The following is a 23,594-nucleotide window of genomic DNA, read 5'->3' as shown; positions in this document are numbered from 1 at the left end:
CTTTACCCTTTTGGTTTAAAAAATATGGCGCCAATCATCCCGAAAATGATGGCAGCCGATATACCGGCACTTGTGACTTCAAACATCCCCGTTACCACGCCAACGAGCCCATGCTTTTCCGCTTCGGCCATTGCACCATGAAAAAGGGAATTTCCGAAACTAGTGATCGGAACAGTTGCCCCAGCACCTGCAAAGTCAATGAACGGTTCGTATAAACCAAACGCATCCAAAAGTGCTCCAAGGACTACAAACGTACATAATGTATGGGCAGGTGTGAGTTTAAAAACATCAAACATGATTTGACCAATCACACAAATTAGGCCACCTATGACAAAAGCCCAAAAGAATATCATGACTGTTCTTCACCTCCATTTTCTATTGATACCGCATGTGCTATACAAGGAATCGATTCTTTTTGCTGAAAACTAAGCGGTGAAAGTAAGGCACCTGTTGCAACGACTAGAACCCGATTTAATTCCCCTTTTTTCATTCGGTTTATAATGTGCCCGTAAACAACTGTTGCTGAGCAACCGGCACCGCTTGCACCTGATAGGACAGGCTGCCCTTCCCGATAAATGATGAGACCGCAATCCTGATACTTTTCTTCCTTAATTGGAGTGCCATGCTTTTTAAATAAATCCAGTGACACCTCTCGACCGATATGTCCAAGATCTCCCGTCACGATTAGATCATAATAGGATGGATCAACATTTCTTTCTTTTAGATGAGCTTCGATTGTATCAACGGCAGCTGGTGCCATTGCACCTCCCATATTAAATGGGTCAGTTAATCCCATGTCCACAATTTTACCGATAGTTGCTGATGTTACTCGTGGCCCTGATCCCGTAGAACTGACTAATGCCACACCTGCCCCTGTAACAGTCCATTGTGCGGTTGGGGGTTTTTGACCACCATACTCAGTTGGATAACGAAATTGCTTTTCAACAGCCGCATTATGACTTGATGCACCAGTTAATATGTATTTTGCACCGTTATAATTTACTAAAAATGCAGATAGCGCTAATCCCTCCATTGAGGTTGAACAAGCCCCGAACAACCCTAAGTAAGGACTCCCTAATGTTCTAGTAGCAAAGCTTGTTGGAGTGATTTGATTGATGAGATCACCACCAAGAAAAAACTGAATCTGTTCCTTTTGTAGATTGGCTTTTTCGATTGCCTTTTGGCAGGCTTCTTCTAGCATAACCTGATGTGCTTTTTCAAATGAATCTTGATTAAGCCAAATTTCGCCATGAATTAAGTCAAAATCTTGCGGAATTTTACCTTTTGCTTCAAATGGCCCAACGACTGTTCCCGTTGAAATAATGACAGGCTTTTGATCAAATATCCATGTTCGATGACCAGTCAGCATTACAGTCCCCCCCACGTAATAAGAATTGTCTTAATGGTAGCGAAAATAAAGGCTGAAAAAACACCAAATAAAATGACTGAACCTGCCAACTTAAACATATTCCCACCAACCCCCAGTACAAATCCCTCTGTCCGATGTTCAATCGCTGCAGAAATCACTGCATTTCCAAACCCAGTCACAGGAACCGCGGAACCAGCCCCACCAAATTGGGCAATTCTGTCATAAACTCCAAATCCCGTGAAGAGCATGGAAATAAAAATGAGTGTAGCAACCGTTGGGTTTCCGGCTGTTTGTTCAGTAAAATCAAAAAAGTATATGTAAAAGGTCTGTATCCCTTGTCCAATTAGACATATGATGCCACCCGTTAGAAAGGCATTGATACAATTTTTAAATAAGGGGCGTTTTGTCTCTCTTTGTTTTTGAAATTCTTGATATTCCTGTTGAACTGGGGTTAATTTTTTCTTCTTTTTATTTGCCATAAGCTACCCTCACTCATTTTCATGCTTCCTCTTTCATAAGACGTTTTATGTTCCCAAATTCCTTTTTTAGTTCTTTTTTCCCTGCCTTCCCTTCTTCGAGCTTTCTCTCCAAAATATCTAATTCTAAAAAGATTTTTTGATCGGTTGATACTTCAATTTTGTAATCTGGGTATTTCTTTTTTAACTCTTCTTTCACATTCTTTTGAATGGTTTTCAGTTGGAATCTATCTATTTGTGGTACTGTTATTGCGATAAGTAGTTCTTTATCGGTATTGACCCCACGAACCCCAGTGACGTCATCCCTTTTGATTACTAACTCTTTAGCATGATTTGCTGTTGATTGATTCGTTGACTTTTTTGCACTTATTTTGGTTATTGATGTGCTTTGATTTTTAACAGAATCGATATTTTCTTTGCACCCGGTTAATAACCCAAAGACTAAAAATATAAAAACACCATAACGAAAGAAGTACTTTTTCATATATACCAATCCCATCCCATAGCATTACAATTCGAGAAAAGGTTGGTTCCAATAACCAACCTTGATGTTAGACTTATTCCTGTTGATATTGTGGCTCTTCCGCATCTAATTCTTGCAAACGCGGGTTGAGACTATCCACAATCATTTGGGTTTGCTGTGCAGCAGTTTGGTACATTTGTTTTGCTTGTTGGTTTTGAGTTTGAAGTGAAAATTGTTCAAGGCTTGCTTGTGCACTTTTCAAACCTGCGATTGTTTGTTTGACTTGACTTTTAACTGTCATATTATTTCCTCCACATTTTCTGACGTTTCGTAAACATCTATAGAATTTGTAAAATGGGGCTAATATATATAATCCATTTTTTTACAATTAAATAATAGGTTCATAATTAAAAATAATTTTGGGACACAGTACAGTCTCCGCGTCTCTAAAAAGATTAAAATAAGACATCAATTTTCCAAGGTGGAAAATTAATGTCTTTCGTTTTTTCTATTTCATTGTCAGTGGAATATTTAATATATTTTCTTTTGAACCATCCTTTGCGGAATAAACAAATAGTTCGATTCTCACCTCATTTTTAGGTTGAGCAATAGATGTTTTATCAATCTTGATCTCAAAATCACCCCAAGAAGGTGCTCCTACCGTCTGATAGTGATCTTCAAGTAACTTTTCTTCACCATCATAAAGAGCATAGTCAAAAACACCCTCAAAAACTTGAGCTTTTCCGGTTATGACGATTTGATTATCGGTTTCGGAAACTTTTACATCTTTGAAAGTTTTGTTTTGGTATACCTTTTCTTCCGTATTCGGTGCTACATCATTGTCCGTGTCCGTGTTTTGTTCAGTTTCATCTACATTTTCCTCTTCTTGAGTTGTTTCATCATTATTGTTATCAGCAGGTTGTTCTGTTTCATTCAATTGCTTATTATCGTCTTGATTTGCTTCATCATTTTGGTTACATGAGGCTAAGATAGTGGCAATGCTTAGCACGGCAATATAAAATAGAATTTTTTTCATAAAAAACCCCTCCACAACAAATTTAATCTCTCTATATTATTCTGTGTATTTGAAGGGAAAAAATACCTAGGAGCAGGAAGCGGTGAGCATTCCCTTTTAAATTTTTTATCTTGAACAAAGTTGTCCAGAATGTAACTCTTTTTGCATATAAATAAAACACGTTACTTAAACAGGGGAGTCCTTTCTATATGCCATTTTTTATGAAAGCAGTTGCTATACTTTTAGGTAGCATTACAATCGCAATGGGGATAAATCTTTTTTTAATTCCAAACAAAGTTTTAGACGGCGGAATTATTGGTTTAGGTTTGATTATTAGTTATCTATTTCATACAAATGCTGGGTTCTCGATTATGATGTTGAGTATTCCTATTTTTGCAATCTCATGGTTTAAATATCGTTCTTATTTTTTTAATAGCTTGCATGGTATGCTTTTATCATCATTATTAATTGACCTTTTTCACAATTTAAACCAAGTTCGCATACATATTTCACCGATTCTTAGCTCAATAACTGGTGGAATTTTGATAGGTTTTGGTATTGGGCTTATGCTTCGCTTTGAGACTAGTACTGGCGGGACTGATTTATTAGCTCAGTTTTTTTCGGAAATCGTAAAAGTTAATGTAGGAATTCTCATTCTTATTATTGATATATTTGTCATTTGTCTCGGAGGCATATTCGTTTCGAGTGAAACTTTCTTTCTTTCGGCTATAACCATTTTAGCAGGTGGCATTACCACAAGTGTATGTACTTGGAATTTGACAGGTAATCATTAAAAGTATATTTACAATAAAAAAGCACAAGCTTTCCAAACGGAAAACTTATGCTTTTTCTTATAATTGAATTTTTTTAAGAGCTACAACATGTATCATTATGTTTGCATACTTTCTCCAACCACATATCGATTACGCCCAGCACCAACACCTGCTATAGTCATCAATATTGAAATCACAATAAAAATGACTAATGGCGTTAACCATGATTGTGTGTAATCGAACAGAAAGCCTACTAGTGTAGGGCCAATAGCAGCTAATAAATATCCGATGGACTGTGCCATACCAGATAAATTTGCGGCTTGTCTTGAGTCTTTTGTTCGGAGTCCAATCATTGTGAGTGCTAAGCTAATACTTGCACCTTGGGCTGCTCCAATACAGATGATAGATAAAATCAGAAGTATGTTTGTTTGCACAAACATAAGCCCCATTATCCCAGTAAGGTAAACGATTCCAATTATACCTACCATCATCTTTTGACTTTTTAATCGGTTGGCAATGACAGGTGCTAGGAACGTTGTTGGCAGACCAACTAGTTGCATTAACGAAACCATCCAACCAGCAATCGATAACTGCATTCCATGACTTTCTAAAATTTCCGGCAACCATGCTACAGTACAATAAAATAAAAAAGATTGTAATCCCATAAACAATGTTACTTGCCACGCAATTGGTGATCGCCACATAGCGCCATTTGAAGATTGACCACTATAAGAAGATGATGTTTTATGGTTGTTGCGTAATTGAGGTAACCAAATAACCATGGCGATAACCGCAAGCACTGTCCAAAAGGCCAATGCCCATTTCCAACCCAGGGATTGACCCTTGGCTAAAGGGATACTGACTCCCGATCCGATAGCAGCGAAGGTGTTCATGGCTGTTGTATAAATACTTGTAATGATTCCAACTTTTAAAGGGAAATGAAGCTTTACAATACTTGGTATGAGGACATTGCCAATTGCGACACCAACTCCTACAAGTAATGTGCCTAAAAAAAGTGTCGGCGTAAAGCCTAATGATCGCGAGATAATGCCAATGCACAAGACCAATAATCCTAGAAAAATAGTTCTCTCATTTCCTATCATTTGTCCTAGCTTAGGCGCAAGAATTGAAAGGATCGCAAAGGAGATTAATGGAAGTGTTGTGATGAAACCCGCTACTCCATTAGAAATACCTAAATCAGAACGAATTAAATCGATAATGGGCCCGACTGATGTGATTGCTGGGCGCAAATTAAAAGCTACAAAAATAATGCCTATTATAAGTAAAACTTTAGAGATGTTTATCTTTTTAGAACCCATCCACACCACCACTCCGCTTCTACAACAATATCTTTCAATAAGAAAAGCTGCTAGAAAAAGAATTTTTCGTGTTACCAAGCCCAAAATAATCATAGCCTTTTTATTAAAATATGAAAACTGTTAATTATAAGCCGGATTTGGCACCAGAACTTCTTGCACAAACAATAAGAAAATCGAACTGTAGTATTTCGATTCTTGAAAACTATAATAATGTTACTCCACGAAATGGAAAGTACAGTTCGGAAATATTAAAAAAGAAACTTAGATTTGAAGAATACTTTTTCAAAATGTAAAAACGGACTCACCATAATCGGTGAGTCCGTGTCTAATGAGTATTAAACCACCAAGTATATGTATTTGGTGGAGACGGTGGGAGTTGAACCCACGTCCAAAGATATTGGCACTTAAGCATCTACGAGTGTAGTCGATATATTAGCGTTTCGCTAACTCTTCAGCCTATCGACAGGCTTCCAAGCAGCTAGTCTGGTTGTTCTCTTCCTTTGTCCTCAGACGGCGAACTCCGGCGTAGCCCACTTAAAGTGAGTCCCTGACCCTACCACATGGGCGATGGAGGGAGGAACCGCTATAGACTGTTATTAAGCAGCTAAAGCGAAGTTGTTGTTTTCTTTGCCAGTTATTGGCTTTGACGTTTTAACGAGGCCGATCCCCTCGACTCGCAACTTAAGCTCAAACTACCCCTGTCGAATCCGTAGCGTCCCCATTATAAAATGATAATGATGAACTTAATCATCAGTTATCTGGGTGTTTCGGATGAAGTGTTCTTGCTTTCGTTGACTTATTCAATTGTCAACCACATGTCTTATTATAGCACATGTCCTCACAATTTCAATTGTAAGTTATTGTAAGAAGTGGCAGATTACATCTTCTGTCTTTCTCTAAAGGCACGCTCGATATCACGTTTTGCTTCTTTTTTCTTGAGGTCTTCACGTTTGTCATACTTTTTCTTACCTTTACCAAGACCTAATAAAAGCTTTGCATATCCATTTTTCAAATAGATCTTAATTGGAACAAGTGCATAGCCTTCCTCTTTTGTAAGTCCAATCAGTTTGTTGATTTCTTTTCGATGAAGAAGTAGCTTACGTGTCCGCAGTGGATCATGATTATATCGGTTACCTTGCTCATAAGGGCTAATATGCATGTTATACAGGTATACTTCACCATTATGAACGCGTGCGTATGAATCCTTTAAGTTTGCACGACCATTTCGAAGGGATTTGATTTCTGTCCCTTGAAGCACGATTCCTGTTTCATAGGTTTCTTCGATAAAATAATCATGATTTGCTTTTTTGTTTTGTGCGATTACCTTGCCTGCACCTTTTGGCATATTGATTTCCCCCTTAAGACGGTACCTTCTATTTTAGCAAATAATGGACAACATCTCAAGGAAAGGCTTATTAATTGCAAGGTAAACTTGCTTCTTGATCACTATCAACAAACCAAGAAATGATTGTCGTGCTGTCTCTTACGTTGAGCGATTGGATTTTCTTCAATAATGCTTCAACGGCATATTCATTTGATCCTTCTAAAAATTCTTTCTGTATCTTTTCAGGGTGATTATAAGGTAAACCGGGACATTCAATTAATCCATCTGTTGTTAAAAATATATGGTTATTACCTTTTCTTAGTTCATTTCGTCCCAAACTGTAGCATGTGACAGGCAGTTCAAAGGTGTTCACTTCGCCGATCCATTCAAAAAAATGTCGTTGATTCACTTGATATTGTCCGAGTTTCTTTAACTCTGGATGGAACAAGTACAAGATACAATCGCCAACCGAAAACCACCAAAGGTATTTATCTTTTCTAAGGACAATCAGACATGAGGTAGAACCTTTAACTTTCCGGCAGTTAGCTAGAAATTCTGGATTCTGAAAAATTTGAAGCACGGACTCCTCGATATTCTTAAAGGCATCCTTGGGTGACCCTGATAACAAAGATTTTATTGTATATTTTCGTCTCGTAAATTCCTGTACAATCAATTCTGCACTTTCAGCGGTGTGATGGGCATCAAGGAGAATCGCGAACTCCCAATCTTCCTGATCATTTTGCCAGACAAGACACCCATCTTCATTTTTTGTTTGACCTGCTGAAGAATTGCCACCGAATCGGCCTATGGTTATTTTTCCTTGTTTGTGAATAGACAATGTATCGACAAAATTTTTCTGGGAGCCAACCCATTCGAAGTCACTCATGACTTGGATTCTCCAATGCCCCTTTTAGTCTTCTACAAACCTGTACAATCTGTTCATTATTCCCCATTGGTGCTTGTGGCCAATCATATACAGCCATTGGTCCCCAAAACTCTTTCGGCGTGTTTGGATATCGCGGGACAATATGCATGTGAAGATGAGGAACCGCATTTCCTGAAACAAGAGAATAAATATGTTCTGCTTTTTCAGATTCCCTTAATGCTTTACTCACTCTTGCCATAATGATACCAAACGCCTTCGCTTCCTCCATTGTCAGATCAGCAAGAGTTGGCGCATGTCTTGTTAAATCAATCATAATATGACCTAGGTAACTATCTTCGCCATTATGATCAATGTGTCCTACATAAACAAGTTCATCTTCATAAATCGTTTCCCCGGCTGTTTGAATCAAACCATTATGTTTTTTACAAATAAAGCAATCCTTCATCCCAATTCCCCCCTCATAATTCATACCAGTATAAGTCATTTAGTGAAAAATTAGAATATTTTTCATATAAAAAGATCCAGTGCACCAGCTGGATCTTTTAAGAATCATTTAATATGTGCTTTATTCGCGTAGAAATACATCCATGCCATAAAACCACCGCCACCGATTAGGTTCCCAACGGTGACAGGGATTAAATTGTGGATAACGCCATTGACTGTGACAGAATCCGGATGATTCATCACAAACGAAATGACAAATGTACACATATTCGCAATGCTATGTTCATAGCCAGAGATAAAAAAGCAGAATACCAGTAGCATCATAATAAATATTTTTGGTCCGTCTCCACGCATTCCCAGCGGTAGAAAAAAGGCAAGGCACACAAGCCAGTTACAAAGAATCCCTCGAAAAAACAGTTGAGAAGTGGTGAGTTGTGTTTTATTGAAGGCAATCGTTAATAGAAATTCATTTACAGAGTCTCCTTGAAAAAGGCCAGTCATATAAAATAATAAAGCAAAGAAAATGGTGCCAATTATATTCCCAATATAGCTATAAAGCCACATTTGACCGACCACATTCCATTTCATCTTTTTACGTAAGGCCGCGTAAGTGTAATAAAAGGTATCTCCGGTAAATAGATCTCCTCCACTATATGCAATGAGGATAATCGCTACACCGAATGTGATAGCAGCAATAGGGAAAGCAACTGGCGATTCCTGCATGAAGAAGAAATTACCTGTTCGAAAGGCAACGATTACCCCAAACCCAATAAACATACTAGCTAACACGGCACGTAAAAAATAGATTACCCTACTACCTTGAAATGTATCACGACGAGACAGTGCTAATTTTTCAATACTTGATAGTGGTTTTGCTTCCATATATATTCACCACGTTACCCTTTTGGTTTCACCTCATCAAAATATGGGGCAAGGATCGTTTTTAACACATTCGCACTGTTCTCAAACTTTTGTTGTTCTTCTTCATTTAACTCCAACTCCATGATTTCACGAATCCCATTTCGGTTTATGACGCAAGGAACCCCTATATACACATTTTCTTCCCCATATTGTCCATCCAAATGGGCAGAAACTGTCAACACGGCATTTTCATTGGAGAATATGGCTTTGGTGATTCGTGCCAGTCCCATTGCAATTCCGTAATAGGTTGCACCCTTGCTTCTAATAATCTCATAGGCTGCGTCACGTACCCGAATAAATATGTCATCTAAGTCTTCTTTTTTATATTTTTCATTTCTCTGCATATATTTTTTTATCGGGAGTGTTCCAATGTATGCCGAGCTATACACTGGCAATTCACTATCACCATGTTCTCCAATAATATAGGCATGGATATTTTTCGGGGCAACATTAAAATATTCCCCTAATAAGTATCGGAAACGTGCAGTGTCTAAAATCGTACCAGAACCTATTACACGTTCTTTCGGTAATCCACTATATTTCCATGTGGCATATGTTAAAATATCAACCGGATTCGTAGCGACTAAAAAGATTCCATCAAATCCACTTGCCATCACGTTATCTACTATTTCTTTAAAAATTTTGAGGTTTTTTTCTACTAAATCTAACCTCGTTTCTCCAGGCTTTTGATTGGCTCCTGCACAAATGACCACTAGATCAACATTTTTGCAATCTTCGTAGCTTCCAAATTTAATAAGTGTAGGATTCCCTGTAAAAGCTTTTCCATGATTAAGATCCAGTACATCCCCTTTGGCTTTCTCCTCATTGACATCAATCATAAGTAATTCATTGACTATTCCCTGGTTCATTAACGCAAAGGCATAGCTTGAACCAACAAAACCAGTCCCTATAAGGGCAACACGACTGACACGATCCCCTATATTGATACTCATTTTTCACCCTCCATAAAATCCAATAATGACAACAAGTAGTACCTGTTCCAGTAAATAAACTATTCGGGAAAAACGGATTCCATAACAGTTTTTTCCAACATATAAAAAGAGTTCTCGATCAAAACCCGAGTAACTCATTTTGTTTCTATTATTCACAGCTTAACCACAAGGGACTGATCTATTTCCGATATAGATTTCCTTCCACATATAGCCATCTGTAGTTCTGTTTCTGCAATGAGATTTTCCATGACAGCTTTGACCCCTGTTTCTCCCGCTACCGCAAGACCATAAATATACGGGCGTCCAACAAGTACAGCTGATGCTCCTAATGCCAATGCCTTGATGATATCTGCCCCTCTACGGATTCCACTGTCCATCAGAACAGGAACTTTATGTTCCACCGCTTCACAAACAGAAGGAAGGGCCTCAAGTGTAGCAATTGCACCATCAAGTTGCCTTCCACCATGGTTTGATACGATAATGCCATCCGCCCCGTGTTCCACTGCTAAAAGAGCATCATCTGGATGGGTGAGACCTTTTAATAAAACAGGTAGCTTAGTCTCTTTTTTTATAAATTCGAGATCTTTCCAAGAAAAACCGGTATTGTTTCCTTCACTCAAAGCTTTTTTGCACGCTGCATCTAAATTTTGTTCTGGCGGTTCATCAAGCATTGAGAGAAAAACAGGATCAGTAAAGTAATTTCCCATCCCTTCCCCATTTAAAAATGGTAGGAAGGAATTACGAAGATCTGTCTCCCTCCAACCTAAAAGAGTCGAATCAATTGTTACAACAATAGCGGAAAAGCCTGCTTTTTCAGCTCTGTTTAAAAAACTTTTCGTTAGATCTTGATTCACTGGCGGATAAAGCTGAAACCATCTTGGAGCATCGCCCATGACTTCTGCAACTTTTTCCATCGGTGTTGTCGAAACATTACTTAAAATATACGGAATCCCTAATGAAGCCGCCGATTTTGCTGGAGCAACCTCCGCATCAGTATGAACAATAGAGTTCACACCAATCGGTGCAAATAAAAAAGGAACAGGGTATTTACTGCCAAATAATGAAATATCCAAACTTCGCTTTGAAATATCTCGACAAATTCTTGGACGAATTCGATATTGTTTAAAAGCATCTGCATTCGCCTTCATCGTATCACCGGCCCCAGCAGCACCATTCACATAACCAAAAGGACCTACGGCTAATTTTTCTTTTGCTCTTTTTTCCCACTCAGTATAGGAAACCGGTAAAACGGTTGCTCCACTGTCTGCACTTTCATAAAAACCCATTTGTATTTTTTCGCAGTCTTTCAAAAATATCACCCTAATTTTAAGTTAATTGTCACCGAATAATTATTACTAGCTCCAACAATTTTTTATCGATTTTAAATTCCCCTATTTTTTCTTAAAAATACTTCTTCTTTTATTCAATTCTCTGCTATGAACGATCATGTAGTCATTTACATTAAAAGGAAATATAGTTCATTAAGGCAACTTGGAATTTATTATGATAACTACTAAATTCTTAGACCATAAGATTTGATAATTAGGAAATTAGCTCAGATTTAGCGAAAATTTTTTAGCATTTATGCGCAACTTAAATGATGGAAAAGGGATGAATCGGATAATATACAAACACAAATGCAAAGAACAATAGCTTCAGCTCAAAGTGTAGAGGCATGTTTAATGCAGTTATAGAAACGCAAAATCAACAAGCAAAACAAATGTTTCAGCAATTAGCGCAGAAGCAAAAAAACATTATAAATTTACTTGAAGGACGCTATCACCAAATTTTAGAAGCGAAGCAGTAATTGATTGTCAAAAGTCAGAGAATGCTCGTTTTACAAAATCCGCTAACCCAGCTATCACGTCCCAAATGTAGATTAATCACTTGGGACTTCTTTTGTTTTACTAAAAGGTCAGACTACCTCCACCACTTCTCCCTTCTATAAATCAAATACGATCCCTACGAACATAATAACGAGAAGCTATCCATCGATGATTTTAAATTCATTGTAAACACAAAAAAGCACTCCACATTGTGGAGCACTCTCGATTATCTTTTTTTCTTCCGTTTCTTGCTTTTCTGAGGTGGTACATTATCATACTTCTTCTTTTTCTTCCGAGGCTTCCGAGTTGACCATTCGCCATCTTTGTCACTACCACGTTTCTTGTCATCCTCATTTGGTTTACGACGATTTCTGCCTTTTTCAGACTTGATGATTGTCGGCTGTTCCTTTGAAAACTTGCGGCGGCTGCCTTTCATGCCGACAACCTCAAAGTCAACTGAGCGCTCGTCTTTATTTACATTAATAACTCGAACCGTAATTTCGTCTCCAATTCGGAATACATTCCCGGTGCGTTCACCAATCATCGCATAGCTTCTCTCATCATATCGATAGTAATCATCTGTAAGATAGCTGACGTGAACTAGTCCTTCAATAGTGTTCGGTAGCTCAACAAACATTCCAAAGTTGGTCACAGAGCTAATGATGCCATCGTATTCCTCACCGATTTTATCCATCATATATTCTGCTTTTTTCATACTATCTGTTTCACGCTCAGCTTCGACCGCTCGGCGTTCCATGTTTGAGGAATGCTCTGCAATTTCCGGAAGTCTTTCTCTCCATTTATCCTGGGTCGCATTGTCGAGCTTCCCTTGAATCAGATAGGTACGAATCAAACGATGGACGATTAAGTCCGGATAACGTCGAATGGGTGATGTGAAATGCGTGTAAAAATCCGTTGAAAGCCCAAAGTGTCCGACACTTTCTGGATCATATTTTGCTTGTTTCATCGAGCGCAACATGACGGTTGAAACCACCATTTCCTCTGGCTTCCCTTGGACGGCTTCAATTACCTCCTGCAACGCACGAGGGTGAATCGAATTTCCAGCACCCCTAACAATATAACCAAAGTTCGTGATGAACTCTAAGAAACGTCTAAGCTTTTCTTCATTTGGATCTTCGTGAATTCGATAAATAAACGGTACGTTCATCCAATGAAAATGCTCCGCAACCGTTTCGTTTGCAAGTAACATGAATTCTTCGATTAAACGTTCACCAACAGAGCGCTCCCGTAAGACAACATCATATGGTGCACCCTCATCATCAACAAGAACCTTTGCTTCTTTAAAATCAAAGTCAATTGCACCGCGCTTCATTCGTTTTTCACGAAGGATTGCTGCTAGTCTTTCCATATCCTCAAACATTTGAACAAGTGGTTCGTAGCGTGTTCTGAGTTCTTCATCCTTATCGACCAAAATGCTATTTACATCCGCATATGTCATTCGTTCCGTTGTTTTTATCACACTTTGAAAAATATCGTGTTTCACAACGGTACCGTTTCCGTCAACTTCCATCTCACAGGATAGGGTTAAACGGTCCACTTTTGGATTTAAAGAACAAATACCATTCGAAAGACGATGAGGAATCATCGGAATTACGCGGTCAACAAGATAAATACTTGTTCCACGGTCACTTGCTTCTTTATCGATAGGAGAACCTTCTGTCACATAATGAGTGACGTCCGCAATGTGTACACCTAGCTTGTAATTCCCATTTTCAAGCTTCGTAACCGTCACGGCGTCATCCAAGTCCTTTGCATCGGCACCATCAATTGTCACGATGACTTCGTCGCGTAAGTCACGACGATTTTCAAGCTCATTTGGATCAATGGAATCAGGTGTTTTATTCGCCTGCTCCAATACTTCTCCCGGAAATTCCTCTGGAAGTCCGTGCTTATGGATAACAGAAAGAATATCAATTCCAGGATCATTTTTATGTCCTAAAATTTGAATAACTTCACCTTCTGCACTCATTCTTCCTTCAGGGTATGTAACAAGCTTCACAACTACCTTATGTCCTTCAATTGCGCCATTTGAAGACTGCTTTGGAATAAAAATATCATTGGCGATTTTTTTATCATCTGGAATGACGAAGCCGAAATTTTTACTTTCGGTATATGTTCCAACAATCGTTTTGATGCCATGTTCAATAATCCGAACAACCGTACCTTCTTTACGTTGGCCGGAAGATTCAGAGTTAATTCGAACTAGCACGGTATCCCCATGCATCGCATTTTTCAACTCATTTGGAGGAATAAATACGTCATCCATTGTTTTATCATCTGGCATGACAAATGCAAAGCCCTTCGCATGCCCTGTGATTTTTCCGCGGACAAGGTTCATTTTTTCCGGAAGACCGTAGCGATTACTACGGGTTCGAACGACTAAGCCCTGTTCCTCCATTACGACAAGGGCTTTGACAAACTCTTTAAAATCCTCTGATCCCGAGATTCCAAATGCTCCCTCAAGCTCTTGGACGGTTAACGGCTTGTATGCTTCTTCCTTCATAAAGTCTAATAATTTATTAATATGCTCTTGGATTTCCTGTTCCATTTTTTATCCCTCCCGTTACCAATCTAACTGCTCTAAAAATGCATAGACATCCTCATGCAGCTGGTCACGTTCTTTGTCTAGGGTTATGACATGTCCTGATTCCTCATACCATTTGATCTTTTTAAAATCATTTTCAATGGCTTCATAGATAATATTCGCACTGTCAGGATTTATCATTTTATCATGACGTGCCTGCGCAACAAAAGTCGGGGAATAAATCATATCGACATTGTTACGTACTTCTGCTATTAGATTCTGTAGTGCTTTTAACGTATTCATCGGGGTCTTCTTGAATTCTTCGATTTCCTTGTCGATTTGCTCAGGAGATTTCCCCTCAAATCGCTTGTATTCACGTGCAAATTCAACAACACTCTCATACATGACTTCCTCACTTTTTAGATACATGGGAGCACACATCGTCACAATCCCTTTTATAGGTACAGTGTAACCCAATTTTAGGGAAAATACCCCGCCAAGTGACAATCCGGCTACTGCAATTTTATCGTATCCTTTATTTTTTAAAAGTTGATAGGCGTTCATGACGTCTTCCCACCAATCCTCAGGACCGGTATGCACCAATTCTTCCGGTGGGACACCATGGCCTTTATAAATTGGTGCATGACAGGTGTAGCCTCTATTCTCAAGGAACCTCCCCAGCATCCTTACGTCTGCTGAATTTCCAGTGAAACCATGTAGTAATAAAACCGCTCTTTCTCCTCCTTCAAAAAAGAAAGGCTGAGGTAATTTGATCTTCATTATGTATAACTCCTTTATGATGACTTCCTAATTTTTATTTTGCGCTTTTTTCGGTATTCTACTATCGTAACGGAAAGTGAGTTTTGAGCGCAATAAAAAAGGACTAGACATCAACTTGTCTAACCCTCTTTTCGAAAAGTTTTATAGTTCAAAGTAAGAAACCGCAATTGTAAGAACAAAGAATAATACCGCTAGGACCACTGTGATACGATGTAAAACTGCATCAAGGCCACGAGCTTTTTGTTTTCCGAATAATTGCTCGGCACCACCAGAGATAGCCCCAGATAAACCTGCGCTTTTACCTGATTGTAATAACACCACTACGATTAACCCGATACATACGATTACTAGTAATGTAACAAATATTCCATGCAACATATAAAACGACACCTCCTGAACAAGAACGCATATGACGTTAAAATAAATGTACCATAAAAGTTCCATGTGGACAATACTGCATTTTCTGACAGTAGCATCTTTTGGGCGTTTAAGCGCTTATAAGGGCTCGGGGAGCATTTTTCCAACGATTCACTTCATGATTTCCTTTGGAAACGTCCATATTAAAATTGACTATCTTGAAAGGAATGATGAGAAGTGATCAACTTGGATTTTTATGCATTTGTTAAAGAACAGAAAAAGCACAAAACGAATTATTTAGGTGAAAATACACAGCAAGGTAAGCAAAAGAAGCAGCAGACTAAAAAAGAGAAGTAGGTTTTGCATTCAATCTAGTGTAATTGCGCTTTATTTTTCAGAATTGCGCTATAGTCTGCCGGAATTGCGTTTTAATCCGACGGAATTGCGCGCTAATCTGTATAATTGCGCTTTATCCCGCAGGAATTGCGTTTTACCCAAATCACCGCCCCACAAAGCAGCTAACAAAAAAACGACAAGCACCTTCGCTTGTCGTTTTCCTATTTATCAGATTAGCCTCTTAAGTTATAGAAAGATGCTAAGCCGTTGTATTGAGCTGTTTCACCAAGATTGTCTTCGATACGTAGTAATTGGTTGTATTTTGCAACACGGTCAGTACGTGATGGAGCACCAGTCTTGATTTGGCCAGCGTTTGTTGCTACTGCGATGTCAGCAATTGTGCTGTCTTCTGTTTCACCAGAACGGTGAGAGATAACTGCAGTGTAGCCTGCGCGTTTTGCCATTTCGATTGCATCAAATGTTTCAGTTAATGTACCGATTTGGTTTACTTTGATAAGGATTGAGTTTCCGATGTTTCTTTCAATACCTTCAGCAAGTTTCTTTGTATTTGTTACGAATAGGTCGTCTCCAACTAATTGAACTTTTTTACCAAGACGCTCAGTTAGAAGTTTGTGGCCTTCCCAGTCGTTTTCGTCTAAACCATCTTCAATTGAGATGATTGGGTATTTTGAAACAAGATCTTCATAGAATGCAACCATTTCTTCAGAAGTAAGAACTTTGCCTTCTCCTTTAAGATGGTATTTGCCGTCTTCTTTGTTGTAGAACTCAGAAGATGCAGCATCCATTGCAAGGCGTACTTGCTCACCAGGCTTGTAACCTGCTTTTTCGATTGCTTCTACGATTGTTTGTAGAGCTTCTTCGTTTGAACCAAGGTTTGGAGCAAATCCACCTTCGTCACCTACAGCTGTGTTTAAGCCTTTTGCATGTAACACTGCTTTTAGGTTGTGGAAAATTTCAGCACCCATACGAAGTGCTTCTTTGAAGTTTTCTGCTCCAACAGGCATAATCATGAATTCTTGAATATCAACGTTGTTGTCTGCATGCTCTCCACCGTTGATGATGTTCATCATTGGTACTGGAAGAGTTTTTGAGTTGAATCCACCAAGATATTGATATAAAGGAATTTCTAAGAAGTCAGCTGCTGCACGAGCTACTGCCATAGATACACCAAGAATTGCGTTTGCACCTAATTTACCTTTGTTTTCAGTACCATCAAGCTCGATTAACGCGTGATCGATTGCTACTTGATCAGTTACATCGAATCCGATGATTTCTGCAGCAATGATTTCATTTACGTTATTTACTGCTGTTTGAACACCTTTGCCAAGGTAACGGCTCTTGTCGCCATCACGAAGCTCAACTGCTTCGTATTCACCAGTTGAAGCACCACTTGGTACTAAAGCGCGGCCGAATGCACCTGACTCAGTATAAACTTCAACCTCAACTGTAGGATTTCCACGAGAATCTAATACTTCACGAGCGTATACATCTACGATAATTGACATTAAAAATCTCTCCTTTTTCAAATGAGTTTTTATTTTATTAAGCTATTTCCAGTCATTTCTGCTGATTTTTGGATTCCGAGTAGGTCAAGCATCGTTGGTGCTAAATCTCCTAGAATTCCATCTTCGCGTAAGGTTAAACCTTCTTTTGTGACAATGACTGGTACTGGATTTGTTGTATGAGCAGTCATTGGATTTCCTTCAAGAGTTACAACCTCGTCGGAGTTACCATGGTCGGCAGTGATAATCGCTGCTCCACCTTTTGCAAGAATCGCATCTACGATTTCACCTAAACACTCATCAACTGTTTCAATTGCTTTGATTGTTGGCTCAAGCATTCCTGAGTGTCCAACCATATCTGGGTTTGCAAAGTTTAATAAAATCGCATCATGATTATCTTCAGCTATTTCTTTTAATAGTGCATCCTTTACCTCGTAAGCACTCATTTCAGGCTTAAGGTCATAGGTAGCAACTTTTGGTGAATTGATTAAAATTCGAGTTTCACCAGGGAATTCTTGTTCACGTCCACCACTCATAAAGAAGGTAACATGAGGATATTTTTCAGTTTCGGCAATGCGAAGCTGTTTTAATCCGTTCTGTGAAAGAACTTCTCCCAATGTGTTATCTAAGTTTGTTGGTTTGAATGCCACATATCCATCGACACTTTCACTGAAGTGTGTTAAACACACAAAGAATAGATCTTTCGGATGCTTAGGTCCACGATCAAATGAACGGAAATCGTCATTTGTGAATGTGTTCGAAATTTGGATGGCACGGTCTGGTCTAAAGTTATAAAAAATCACAGCATCATTGTCTTGGATCGTTGCAACAGGTGAACCGTCTTCTTTTACAAGGACTGATGGTAATACGAATTCATCGTAAATGCCGTTTGCATAGGAATCATCAACAAGTTCAAATGCATTTTTATATGTAGGACCTTCGCCGTAAACCATTGAACGATATGACTTTTCAACGCGCTCCCAACGCTTGTCACGGTCCATTGAATAATAACGGCCAGACAAGGTTGCAATTTCACCAACACCGTATTCCTTGATTTTTTCATCGAGCTGCTCGAGATAGATCTTCGCGGTTTGAGGACCAACGTCTCTTCCATCTAAAAAGCCGTGGATGTACACTTTTTCAATACCTTCAGATGCAGCTAGTTTTAGCAGTGCAAAAAGGTGATCAATGTGACTGTGTACACCACCATCAGATAATAAACCGAATAGGTGTAGTGCTGTACCATTTTCCTTCACATGCTTCATGGCTGCAAGGAAGGTTTCATTTCTTTCAAATTCATGGTCACGGATGGCAACATTTACGCGGGTTAAGCTTTGGTAAACGACACGACCTGCACCGATGTTTAAGTGGCCTACCTCTGAATTCCCCATTTGGCCTTCTGGTAGACCAACAGCCTCTCCGCTTGCTTGTAAAGTAGCGTGCGGGTATTTGTTCCAATAGCGATCAAAATTTGGTTTGTTTGCTTGGGCAACTGCATTACCTTTTACTTCATCGCGAAATGCAAATCCGTCTAAGATGATTAGTGCAACTGGTGATTTACTCATTGCTACCTGCCTCCAAAAGCTTAACAAAAGAGGAAGCATCGAGACTTGCTCCACCAACTAGAGCACCATCGATATCTGGTTGTGCCATGTATTCCTTAATGTTTTCTGGTTTTACACTACCACCGTATTGAATGCGAACAGCATCTGCAACATCTTGTGAGAATTGTTCAGCAACTACTTTACGGATGTGTGCACAAACCTCATTCGCATCTTCAGCAGAAGAAGATTTACCTGTTCCAATTGCCCAGATTGGTTCATAGGCAATGACAACTTCCTTCACTTGTTCATCTGTAAGGCCTGCTAATGCTTTTTCGATTTGAGTTCCAACAAGGTCGTTTGTTTGACCTGCTTCACGTTGCTCTAATGTCTCACCACAGCATACGATTGGAACTAATCCATGAGCAAATGCTGCAAGTGTTTTTGGGTTAACCGTTTCATCTGTTTCAGCGAACATTTCACGGCGCTCAGAGTGACCAAGGATTACATAGTCAACACCTAAGTCCTTTAATGCTACAGGGCTGATTTCACCAGTGAATGCTCCACTCTCTTTAAAATGCATGTTTTGTGCACCGATTTTAAGGTCGTAGTTTCCTTCTTTTACGTTAGCAACCAGACGCTCTAAAAATAGTGCTGGCGCACAAACGACAGAATCAACCTTTTCTGGTGATGGAATTAGACCATTGATTTCTTCTACAAATTGAACTGCTTCTGAAAGAACCTTATTCATTTTCCAGTTTCCTGCAATGATTGGCTTTCTCATGTTTCACCATCCCTTTCGATGTTGATCTTTATGGAAAGGTGCTTTGTTAGCACCCCAATATTATTTATCGTTAAGTAGTTCGACTCCAGGAAGTTCTTTACCTTCCATGAATTCTAATGATGCTCCGCCACCAGTTGAGATGTGGCTCATTTTATCAGCAAGACCGAATTTTTCTGCCGCTGCAGCAGAGTCGCCTCCACCAATGATAGAATACGTGTCAGTTGCATCAGCAAGTGCTTTTGCAACAGCTTTTGTACCATTCGCGAATGCATCTAATTCGAATACTCCCATTGGGCCGTTCCAAATCACAAGCTTGGATTTTTGAATTACATCACTGTAAATTTCAGCTGTCTTTGGACCGATATCGAGTGCTTCCCAATCGCTTGGAATTTCCGTGATAGGAACAATTTTAATGTTCGCATCATTAGAGAAATCGTCTGCTACTCTTACATCAACAGGCATATAGAAGTTTACGCCTTTTTCTTTTGCTTTTTTGATGAACTCATTAGCAAGATCCATTTTATCTTCTTCTAAAAGAGATTTACCGATTTCATGGCCTTGTGCTTTTACGAAAGTATAAGCAAGACCTCCACCAATGATCAAGTTATCTACTTTTTCTAAGAGGTTCTCGATGACACCAATTTTATCTTTAACCTTTGCTCCACCGATAATTGCTGTGAATGGGCGTTCTGGATTTGATAGTGCTTTACCTAAAACTTCGATTTCTTTTTCCATTAAGAAACCTGCAACGGCTGGCAAGTGTTCAGCGATACCAGCTGTAGAAGCGTGGGCACGGTGTGCAGCCCCGAACGCATCATTTACGTATACATCAGCTAATGCAGCAAATTGTTTTGCAAGCTCCGGATCATTCTTCTCTTCACCAGGATAGAAACGAACGTTTTCTAATAATAGAACATCGCCTTCGTTCATTTCTGAAATGGCTTGTTCAACCTCTGGACCATATGCCTCATTGGTTTTGCGGACCTCGATACCTAAGTGCTCACTTAATCTTTTAGAAACTGGGTCTAAGCGAAGTTCGTCTACCGCTTTTCCTTTTGGTCGACCAAGGTGACTTGCTAAAATAACCTTTGCTCCTTCTTTACGAAGGTACTCGATTGTTGGTAATGCTGCACGAATACGAGTTTCGTCCGTAACCTGACCATCTTGCATTGGAACGTTAAAATCAACTCGACAGAATACTCGCTTGCCTTTCACATCAATATCTCTTACTGATTTCTTATTCACTGGGAAGGCCTCCGTTCTATGTAATATTCAAAACTTGTTCTGTGGAACACATTTTCTAAATGACATTAAAAAGGGAAGGGAACACTCCCTTCCCCACACAAGTTCTATTATAGTTGTTGTTGTTTAGGATTCCAAGAATAATCTGTTTTACTGTTTGGTTAATGTGACATACTAATCAAACGGTAAAATTATAGTCCTTTTGATGCAAGGTAATCTACAAGGTCAACTACACGGTGTGAGTAACCAGTTTCGTTATCATACCATGAGATAACTTTAACCATGTTGCCTTCCATTACCATTGTAGAAAGTGCATCGATCGTTGAAGAATTTGCATTACCGTTATAGTCACCAGAAACTAGTGGCTCTTCACTGTAACCCATAACTCCGTTTAACTCATTTTCAGCAGCTTTGCGAAGTGCTGCATTTACTTCTTCTACAGTTACTTCTTTATCTAATTCAGCAACTAGGTCAACAAGTGACACGTTTGGAGTTGGAACACGAACAGCTCCACCATTTAATTTACCTTTTAACTCAGGTAATACTAGAGAAACAGCTTTTGCTGCACCAGTAGTTGTTGGAATGATGTTCTCAGCTGCCGCACGAGCACGACGATAATCTTTATGTGGTAAATCAAGAATTTGTTGGTCATTTGTGTATGAGTGAATAGTTGTCATCATACCACGCTTAATTCCAAAGTTTTCATGTAAAACTTTTGCAAATGGTGCTAAGCAGTTTGTTGTACAAGAAGCATTTGAAATAACGTTGTGGTTTGCTGCATCATATTTGTCTTCATTAACACCCATAACGATTGTGATATCTTCATCAGTTGCAGGAGCAGAAATGATAACTTTCTTTGCACCAGCTTCTAAGTGTTTCGCAGCATCTGCACGCTTTGTGAAACGACCAGTTGATTCAACAACAACTTCAACTCCTAGGTCGCCCCAAGCAAGTTGAGCTGGGTCGCGTTCAGCCTTAACAAGAATTTCTTTTCCATCTACAACAAGATTGTTTCCATTAACAGATACTTCTGCATCAAGAACGCCATGAACAGAGTCATACTTTAATAGATGAGCTAACATGTTTGCATCTGTTAAATCGTTTACTGCTACTACTTCTACGTTAGGATTTTTAAGAGCCGCACGTAATACGTTACGACCAATACGTCCAAAACCATTAATACCAACTTTTACTGCCATTTTTGATTTCCTCCTTTTGTATGTGAAACCTAAAGAAATTTTTATATAAGGGTTACCCCTTTATTAACTCTTTTGCAGCACCTTCATCTGTAATTAACAGAGTTCCAGGGGCTTGCTGTAAGTAAGCTTGGATGGCAATTGCCTTCGAAGCTCCACCAGCTACGGCAATCACATCATGGATTGCAGGAAGATCCTTAAGCTGGATTCCAATCGTTTGAACCCGATGGACCACATTCCCATCTTCGTCAAAATAATAGCCAAAGGCCTCTGCGACCGCATGAGATTCAATGATTTTTTTCATATCCTCTTCATCTGTCTTGCGACGCTTTGCCATTGTAATAGCGTCTCCTATTCCGTGAACAACCATACTTGATGACTTTATCAAACTCAAGACATCTCGAATCGGCGGTTCTGCCACAAATGAATGGTACGCTTCATTGCTCACAACATCAGGTACATGAAGGAGTCGATAATCACCCGAGGCTTTTTCAGCCATTTTCGCGCAAATTGTATTTGCTTGATTTTCCACTCGTTCTCCTAACCCACCTCTTGCTGGTACGAATAAAATGCTTCGCCCTTTCGAATCTGGGGTCATCATTTCTGCCACCTCAGCAAGTGTTGTACCACCAGTAACTGCGACGATATTTTTTCCAAAAAGCCTTTGTTTTATTCTTGAAACGCAAGCTCTTCCCATTTCTTTTTTCACCCAAGGAGTCGTGTCACTGTCGCCTGGGACGACAATCACATCTTTTATATTTAACTTCTCCTTAAGTTTGGATTCTAAAACCCTTAAGCCTAAAACTTCCTTCATAACATCCTCAAGGTCTTTTAAAAGCTCCGCGCCCTCTTTTGTCAAGCTCATACCTGCAGTGCTAAAGTCCACGAGATTTTGTTTTTTTAAAAACTCAACTTCTCCGCGGAGGACACGTTCGCTATGACCGAGACTCGTTGAAAGATTCCTTCTTCCAATTGGCTGCATAAGTCGTATGTATTTGAGGATCTCATGGCGCTTTTGCATAACCTCGAGTAAATCGGGTAATAATTTCTGTTGTACCTCAATGATTGAACTCATTTTTTCATTTCCCCTTTTTACCATAAGGGACTATTTTTGTCCCGGTGTGACATATTATGTCCCGCTTACAGTAAAAAAAAACACATCAGTAATTAATATCGTCGGTTACATTTATTATAGTAACAATACTTTTAAAAGAAAGCAATAAATAAACTGCCTATTTTTTAGGCAGTTGGGATAAACCTTAGTTTTTCAATAATTGATTCAAGTACTCTTGGATTGTTTCTTTATGAATGATCCCATACTCGACTTCATTTCCACCGATTTCGATAACTGGAATCATGATCTGATATTTTTCCAAAAGTTGGTCATCTTTATAAATGTCAATTTCGTGAAGGTCTATAAGGTACTCCTCGCTTAATTCCTCAATTACTTTTTTCGCTTTTCTACAAAGAGAGCAATTTTCCTTTGAATACATCGTTACCTGAATGCGATTCAACTTTTTA

At 39.1% G+C, this 23,594-nt stretch carries 25 protein-coding genes and 1 other RNA gene; 2 read left to right on the top strand and 24 right to left on the bottom strand.

Annotated features, from left to right (window positions below):
- Positions 1–2: 2 nt before the first annotated feature.
- The 6 genes from spoVAE to ABC371_RS10375 all read right to left on the bottom strand — a co-directional run bounded on the left by spoVAE (position 3) and on the right by ABC371_RS10375 (position 3,344).
- A complete protein-coding gene (gene spoVAE / locus ABC371_RS10400; RefSeq protein ID WP_412896733.1) occupies positions 3–353 on the bottom strand; it encodes a stage V sporulation protein AE in 351 nt (116 codons plus the stop codon).
- Complete coding sequence (gene spoVAD, locus ABC371_RS10395; protein WP_412896732.1) at positions 350–1,369, bottom strand: stage V sporulation protein AD; 1,020 nt, start codon at positions 1,367–1,369, stop codon at positions 350–352. Before spoVAD ends, spoVAE begins: the two co-directional genes overlap by 4 nt.
- A complete protein-coding gene (gene spoVAC, locus ABC371_RS10390; protein WP_412896731.1) occupies positions 1,369–1,848 on the bottom strand; it encodes a stage V sporulation protein AC in 480 nt (159 codons plus the stop codon). The genes spoVAD and spoVAC overlap by 1 nt, the downstream gene beginning before the upstream one ends.
- A gap of 19 nt (positions 1,849–1,867) precedes the next feature.
- Complete coding sequence (locus tag ABC371_RS10385) at positions 1,868–2,329, bottom strand: YhcN/YlaJ family sporulation lipoprotein (protein WP_412896730.1); 462 nt, start codon at positions 2,327–2,329, stop codon at positions 1,868–1,870.
- 73 nt (positions 2,330–2,402) lie between these two features.
- Positions 2,403–2,609 (bottom strand): DUF1657 domain-containing protein, encoded by a 207-nt coding sequence (locus ABC371_RS10380; protein WP_116352842.1) that lies wholly within the window; start codon positions 2,607–2,609, stop codon positions 2,403–2,405.
- Positions 2,610–2,816: 207 nt separating this feature from the next.
- A complete protein-coding gene (locus tag ABC371_RS10375; protein WP_412896729.1) occupies positions 2,817–3,344 on the bottom strand; it encodes a Gmad2 immunoglobulin-like domain-containing protein in 528 nt (175 codons plus the stop codon).
- Between the two features lie 188 nt (positions 3,345–3,532).
- Between ABC371_RS10375 and ABC371_RS10370 the strand changes: the two genes are divergently transcribed.
- Complete coding sequence (locus ABC371_RS10370) at positions 3,533–4,117, top strand: YitT family protein (RefSeq protein ID WP_412896728.1); 585 nt, start codon at positions 3,533–3,535, stop codon at positions 4,115–4,117.
- A gap of 95 nt (positions 4,118–4,212) precedes the next feature.
- Here the strand turns inward: ABC371_RS10370 and ABC371_RS10365 are convergent, their stop codons facing one another.
- The 8 genes from ABC371_RS10365 to ABC371_RS10330 all read right to left on the bottom strand — a co-directional run bounded on the left by ABC371_RS10365 (position 4,213) and on the right by ABC371_RS10330 (position 11,229).
- A complete protein-coding gene (locus ABC371_RS10365; RefSeq protein WP_412896727.1) occupies positions 4,213–5,415 on the bottom strand; it encodes a CynX/NimT family MFS transporter in 1,203 nt (400 codons plus the stop codon).
- A gap of 358 nt (positions 5,416–5,773) precedes the next feature.
- Positions 5,774–6,135, bottom strand: a transfer-messenger RNA (tmRNA) gene (gene ssrA / locus ABC371_RS10360).
- Positions 6,136–6,292: 157 nt separating this feature from the next.
- On the bottom strand, positions 6,293–6,760 hold the full coding sequence (gene smpB, locus ABC371_RS10355) for an SsrA-binding protein SmpB (protein WP_136378461.1): 468 nt from the start codon (positions 6,758–6,760) through the stop codon (positions 6,293–6,295).
- A 70-nt stretch (positions 6,761–6,830) separates the two neighbouring features.
- Positions 6,831–7,625 (bottom strand): PP2C family serine/threonine-protein phosphatase, encoded by a 795-nt coding sequence (locus ABC371_RS10350; RefSeq protein ID WP_412896726.1) that lies wholly within the window; start codon positions 7,623–7,625, stop codon positions 6,831–6,833.
- Positions 7,618–8,070: an HIT family protein gene (locus ABC371_RS10345; protein ID WP_412896725.1), complete on the bottom strand. Its 453-nt coding sequence runs from the start codon at positions 8,068–8,070 to the stop codon at positions 7,618–7,620. The genes ABC371_RS10350 and ABC371_RS10345 overlap by 8 nt, the downstream gene beginning before the upstream one ends.
- Before the next feature lie 104 nt (positions 8,071–8,174).
- Positions 8,175–8,951 (bottom strand): formate/nitrite transporter family protein, encoded by a 777-nt coding sequence (locus tag ABC371_RS10340; protein WP_412896724.1) that lies wholly within the window; start codon positions 8,949–8,951, stop codon positions 8,175–8,177.
- Between the two features lie 14 nt (positions 8,952–8,965).
- Positions 8,966–9,943 carry an L-lactate dehydrogenase gene (locus ABC371_RS10335; RefSeq protein ID WP_412896723.1) on the bottom strand — a complete coding sequence of 326 codons (978 nt, stop codon included), beginning with the start codon at positions 9,941–9,943 and terminating at the stop codon, positions 8,966–8,968.
- A 152-nt stretch (positions 9,944–10,095) separates the two neighbouring features.
- Positions 10,096–11,229, bottom strand: coding sequence for an alpha-hydroxy-acid oxidizing protein (locus ABC371_RS10330; RefSeq protein ID WP_412899324.1), 1,134 nt, complete (start codon positions 11,227–11,229; stop codon positions 10,096–10,098).
- A gap of 389 nt (positions 11,230–11,618) precedes the next feature.
- Here ABC371_RS10330 and ABC371_RS10325 point away from each other — a divergent pair, with 389 nt between their 5' ends.
- Positions 11,619–11,750 carry a DUF1657 domain-containing protein gene (locus ABC371_RS10325; RefSeq protein WP_412896722.1) on the top strand — a complete coding sequence of 44 codons (132 nt, stop codon included), beginning with the start codon at positions 11,619–11,621 and terminating at the stop codon, positions 11,748–11,750.
- A gap of 245 nt (positions 11,751–11,995) precedes the next feature.
- Here the strand turns inward: ABC371_RS10325 and rnr are convergent, their stop codons facing one another.
- The 10 genes from rnr to ABC371_RS10275 form a co-directional block, all read right to left on the bottom strand.
- On the bottom strand, positions 11,996–14,338 hold the full coding sequence (rnr, locus tag ABC371_RS10320) for a ribonuclease R (RefSeq protein ID WP_412896721.1): 2,343 nt from the start codon (positions 14,336–14,338) through the stop codon (positions 11,996–11,998).
- Between the two features lie 15 nt (positions 14,339–14,353).
- Positions 14,354–15,094 carry an alpha/beta hydrolase gene (locus ABC371_RS10315; RefSeq protein WP_412896720.1) on the bottom strand — a complete coding sequence of 247 codons (741 nt, stop codon included), beginning with the start codon at positions 15,092–15,094 and terminating at the stop codon, positions 14,354–14,356.
- Between the two features lie 141 nt (positions 15,095–15,235).
- Positions 15,236–15,472 carry a preprotein translocase subunit SecG gene (gene secG / locus ABC371_RS10310; RefSeq protein ID WP_411266271.1) on the bottom strand — a complete coding sequence of 79 codons (237 nt, stop codon included), beginning with the start codon at positions 15,470–15,472 and terminating at the stop codon, positions 15,236–15,238.
- A gap of 548 nt (positions 15,473–16,020) precedes the next feature.
- Positions 16,021–17,313, bottom strand: coding sequence for a phosphopyruvate hydratase (gene eno, locus ABC371_RS10305; protein ID WP_116353413.1), 1,293 nt, complete (start codon positions 17,311–17,313; stop codon positions 16,021–16,023).
- Between the two features lie 29 nt (positions 17,314–17,342).
- Complete coding sequence (gene gpmI / locus ABC371_RS10300) at positions 17,343–18,875, bottom strand: 2,3-bisphosphoglycerate-independent phosphoglycerate mutase (RefSeq protein WP_412896719.1); 1,533 nt, start codon at positions 18,873–18,875, stop codon at positions 17,343–17,345.
- A complete protein-coding gene (gene tpiA, locus ABC371_RS10295; RefSeq protein WP_412896718.1) occupies positions 18,868–19,635 on the bottom strand; it encodes a triose-phosphate isomerase in 768 nt (255 codons plus the stop codon). The genes gpmI and tpiA overlap by 8 nt, the downstream gene beginning before the upstream one ends.
- Positions 19,636–19,695: 60 nt before the next feature.
- The gene (locus tag ABC371_RS10290; protein WP_412896717.1) at positions 19,696–20,880 is read right to left on the bottom strand and encodes a phosphoglycerate kinase; all 1,185 of its coding nucleotides are present in this window, start codon (positions 20,878–20,880) and stop codon (positions 19,696–19,698) included.
- Between the two features lie 188 nt (positions 20,881–21,068).
- Complete coding sequence (gap, locus tag ABC371_RS10285) at positions 21,069–22,076, bottom strand: type I glyceraldehyde-3-phosphate dehydrogenase (protein ID WP_412896716.1); 1,008 nt, start codon at positions 22,074–22,076, stop codon at positions 21,069–21,071.
- Between the two features lie 52 nt (positions 22,077–22,128).
- Positions 22,129–23,148 (bottom strand): sugar-binding transcriptional regulator, encoded by a 1,020-nt coding sequence (locus ABC371_RS10280; RefSeq protein ID WP_412896715.1) that lies wholly within the window; start codon positions 23,146–23,148, stop codon positions 22,129–22,131.
- Positions 23,149–23,332: 184 nt separating this feature from the next.
- Complete coding sequence (locus ABC371_RS10275; RefSeq protein WP_412896714.1) at positions 23,333–23,587, bottom strand: glutaredoxin family protein; 255 nt, start codon at positions 23,585–23,587, stop codon at positions 23,333–23,335.
- Between the last annotated feature and the right edge of the window lie 7 nt (positions 23,588–23,594).

The organism is Bacillus jepli (genome assembly GCF_047238305.1).
Taxonomy (GTDB): domain Bacteria; phylum Bacillota; class Bacilli; order Bacillales; family Bacillaceae_L; genus Ferdinandcohnia.
This window is presented reverse-complemented; position numbering and strand designations above follow the sequence as displayed.

Coding starts and splice junctions, on each gene's coding strand:
- ABC371_RS10315 (WP_412896720.1), bottom strand. CDS start 15,094: ATGAAGATCAAATTACCTCAGCCTTTCTTTTTTGAAGGAGGAGAAAGA.
- spoVAC (WP_412896731.1), bottom strand. CDS start 1,848: ATGGCAAATAAAAAGAAGAAAAAATTAACCCCAGTTCAACAGGAATAT.
- rnr (WP_412896721.1), bottom strand. CDS start 14,338: ATGGAACAGGAAATCCAAGAGCATATTAATAAATTATTAGACTTTATG.
- ABC371_RS10345 (WP_412896725.1), bottom strand. CDS start 8,070: ATGAAGGATTGCTTTATTTGTAAAAAACATAATGGTTTGATTCAAACA.
- eno (WP_116353413.1), bottom strand. CDS start 17,313: ATGTCAATTATCGTAGATGTATACGCTCGTGAAGTATTAGATTCTCGT.
- gpmI (WP_412896719.1), bottom strand. CDS start 18,875: ATGAGTAAATCACCAGTTGCACTAATCATCTTAGACGGATTTGCATTT.
- ABC371_RS10280 (WP_412896715.1), bottom strand. CDS start 23,148: ATGAGTTCAATCATTGAGGTACAACAGAAATTATTACCCGATTTACTC.
- ABC371_RS10385 (WP_412896730.1), bottom strand. CDS start 2,329: ATGAAAAAGTACTTCTTTCGTTATGGTGTTTTTATATTTTTAGTCTTT.
- gap (WP_412896716.1), bottom strand. CDS start 22,076: ATGGCAGTAAAAGTTGGTATTAATGGTTTTGGACGTATTGGTCGTAAC.
- ABC371_RS10335 (WP_412896723.1), bottom strand. CDS start 9,943: ATGAGTATCAATATAGGGGATCGTGTCAGTCGTGTTGCCCTTATAGGG.
- ABC371_RS10370 (WP_412896728.1), top strand. CDS start 3,533: ATGCCATTTTTTATGAAAGCAGTTGCTATACTTTTAGGTAGCATTACA.
- spoVAD (WP_412896732.1), bottom strand. CDS start 1,369: ATGCTGACTGGTCATCGAACATGGATATTTGATCAAAAGCCTGTCATT.
- ABC371_RS10325 (WP_412896722.1), top strand. CDS start 11,619: ATGTTTAATGCAGTTATAGAAACGCAAAATCAACAAGCAAAACAAATG.
- smpB (WP_136378461.1), bottom strand. CDS start 6,760: ATGCCAAAAGGTGCAGGCAAGGTAATCGCACAAAACAAAAAAGCAAAT.
- ABC371_RS10375 (WP_412896729.1), bottom strand. CDS start 3,344: ATGAAAAAAATTCTATTTTATATTGCCGTGCTAAGCATTGCCACTATC.
- ABC371_RS10340 (WP_412896724.1), bottom strand. CDS start 8,951: ATGGAAGCAAAACCACTATCAAGTATTGAAAAATTAGCACTGTCTCGT.
- spoVAE (WP_412896733.1), bottom strand. CDS start 353: ATGATATTCTTTTGGGCTTTTGTCATAGGTGGCCTAATTTGTGTGATT.
- ABC371_RS10330 (WP_412899324.1), bottom strand. CDS start 11,229: ATGGGTTTTTATGAAAGTGCAGACAGTGGAGCAACCGTTTTACCGGTT.
- ABC371_RS10380 (WP_116352842.1), bottom strand. CDS start 2,609: ATGACAGTTAAAAGTCAAGTCAAACAAACAATCGCAGGTTTGAAAAGT.
- ABC371_RS10365 (WP_412896727.1), bottom strand. CDS start 5,415: ATGGGTTCTAAAAAGATAAACATCTCTAAAGTTTTACTTATAATAGGC.
- ABC371_RS10350 (WP_412896726.1), bottom strand. CDS start 7,625: ATGAGTGACTTCGAATGGGTTGGCTCCCAGAAAAATTTTGTCGATACA.
- secG (WP_411266271.1), bottom strand. CDS start 15,472: ATGTTGCATGGAATATTTGTTACATTACTAGTAATCGTATGTATCGGG.
- tpiA (WP_412896718.1), bottom strand. CDS start 19,635: ATGAGAAAGCCAATCATTGCAGGAAACTGGAAAATGAATAAGGTTCTT.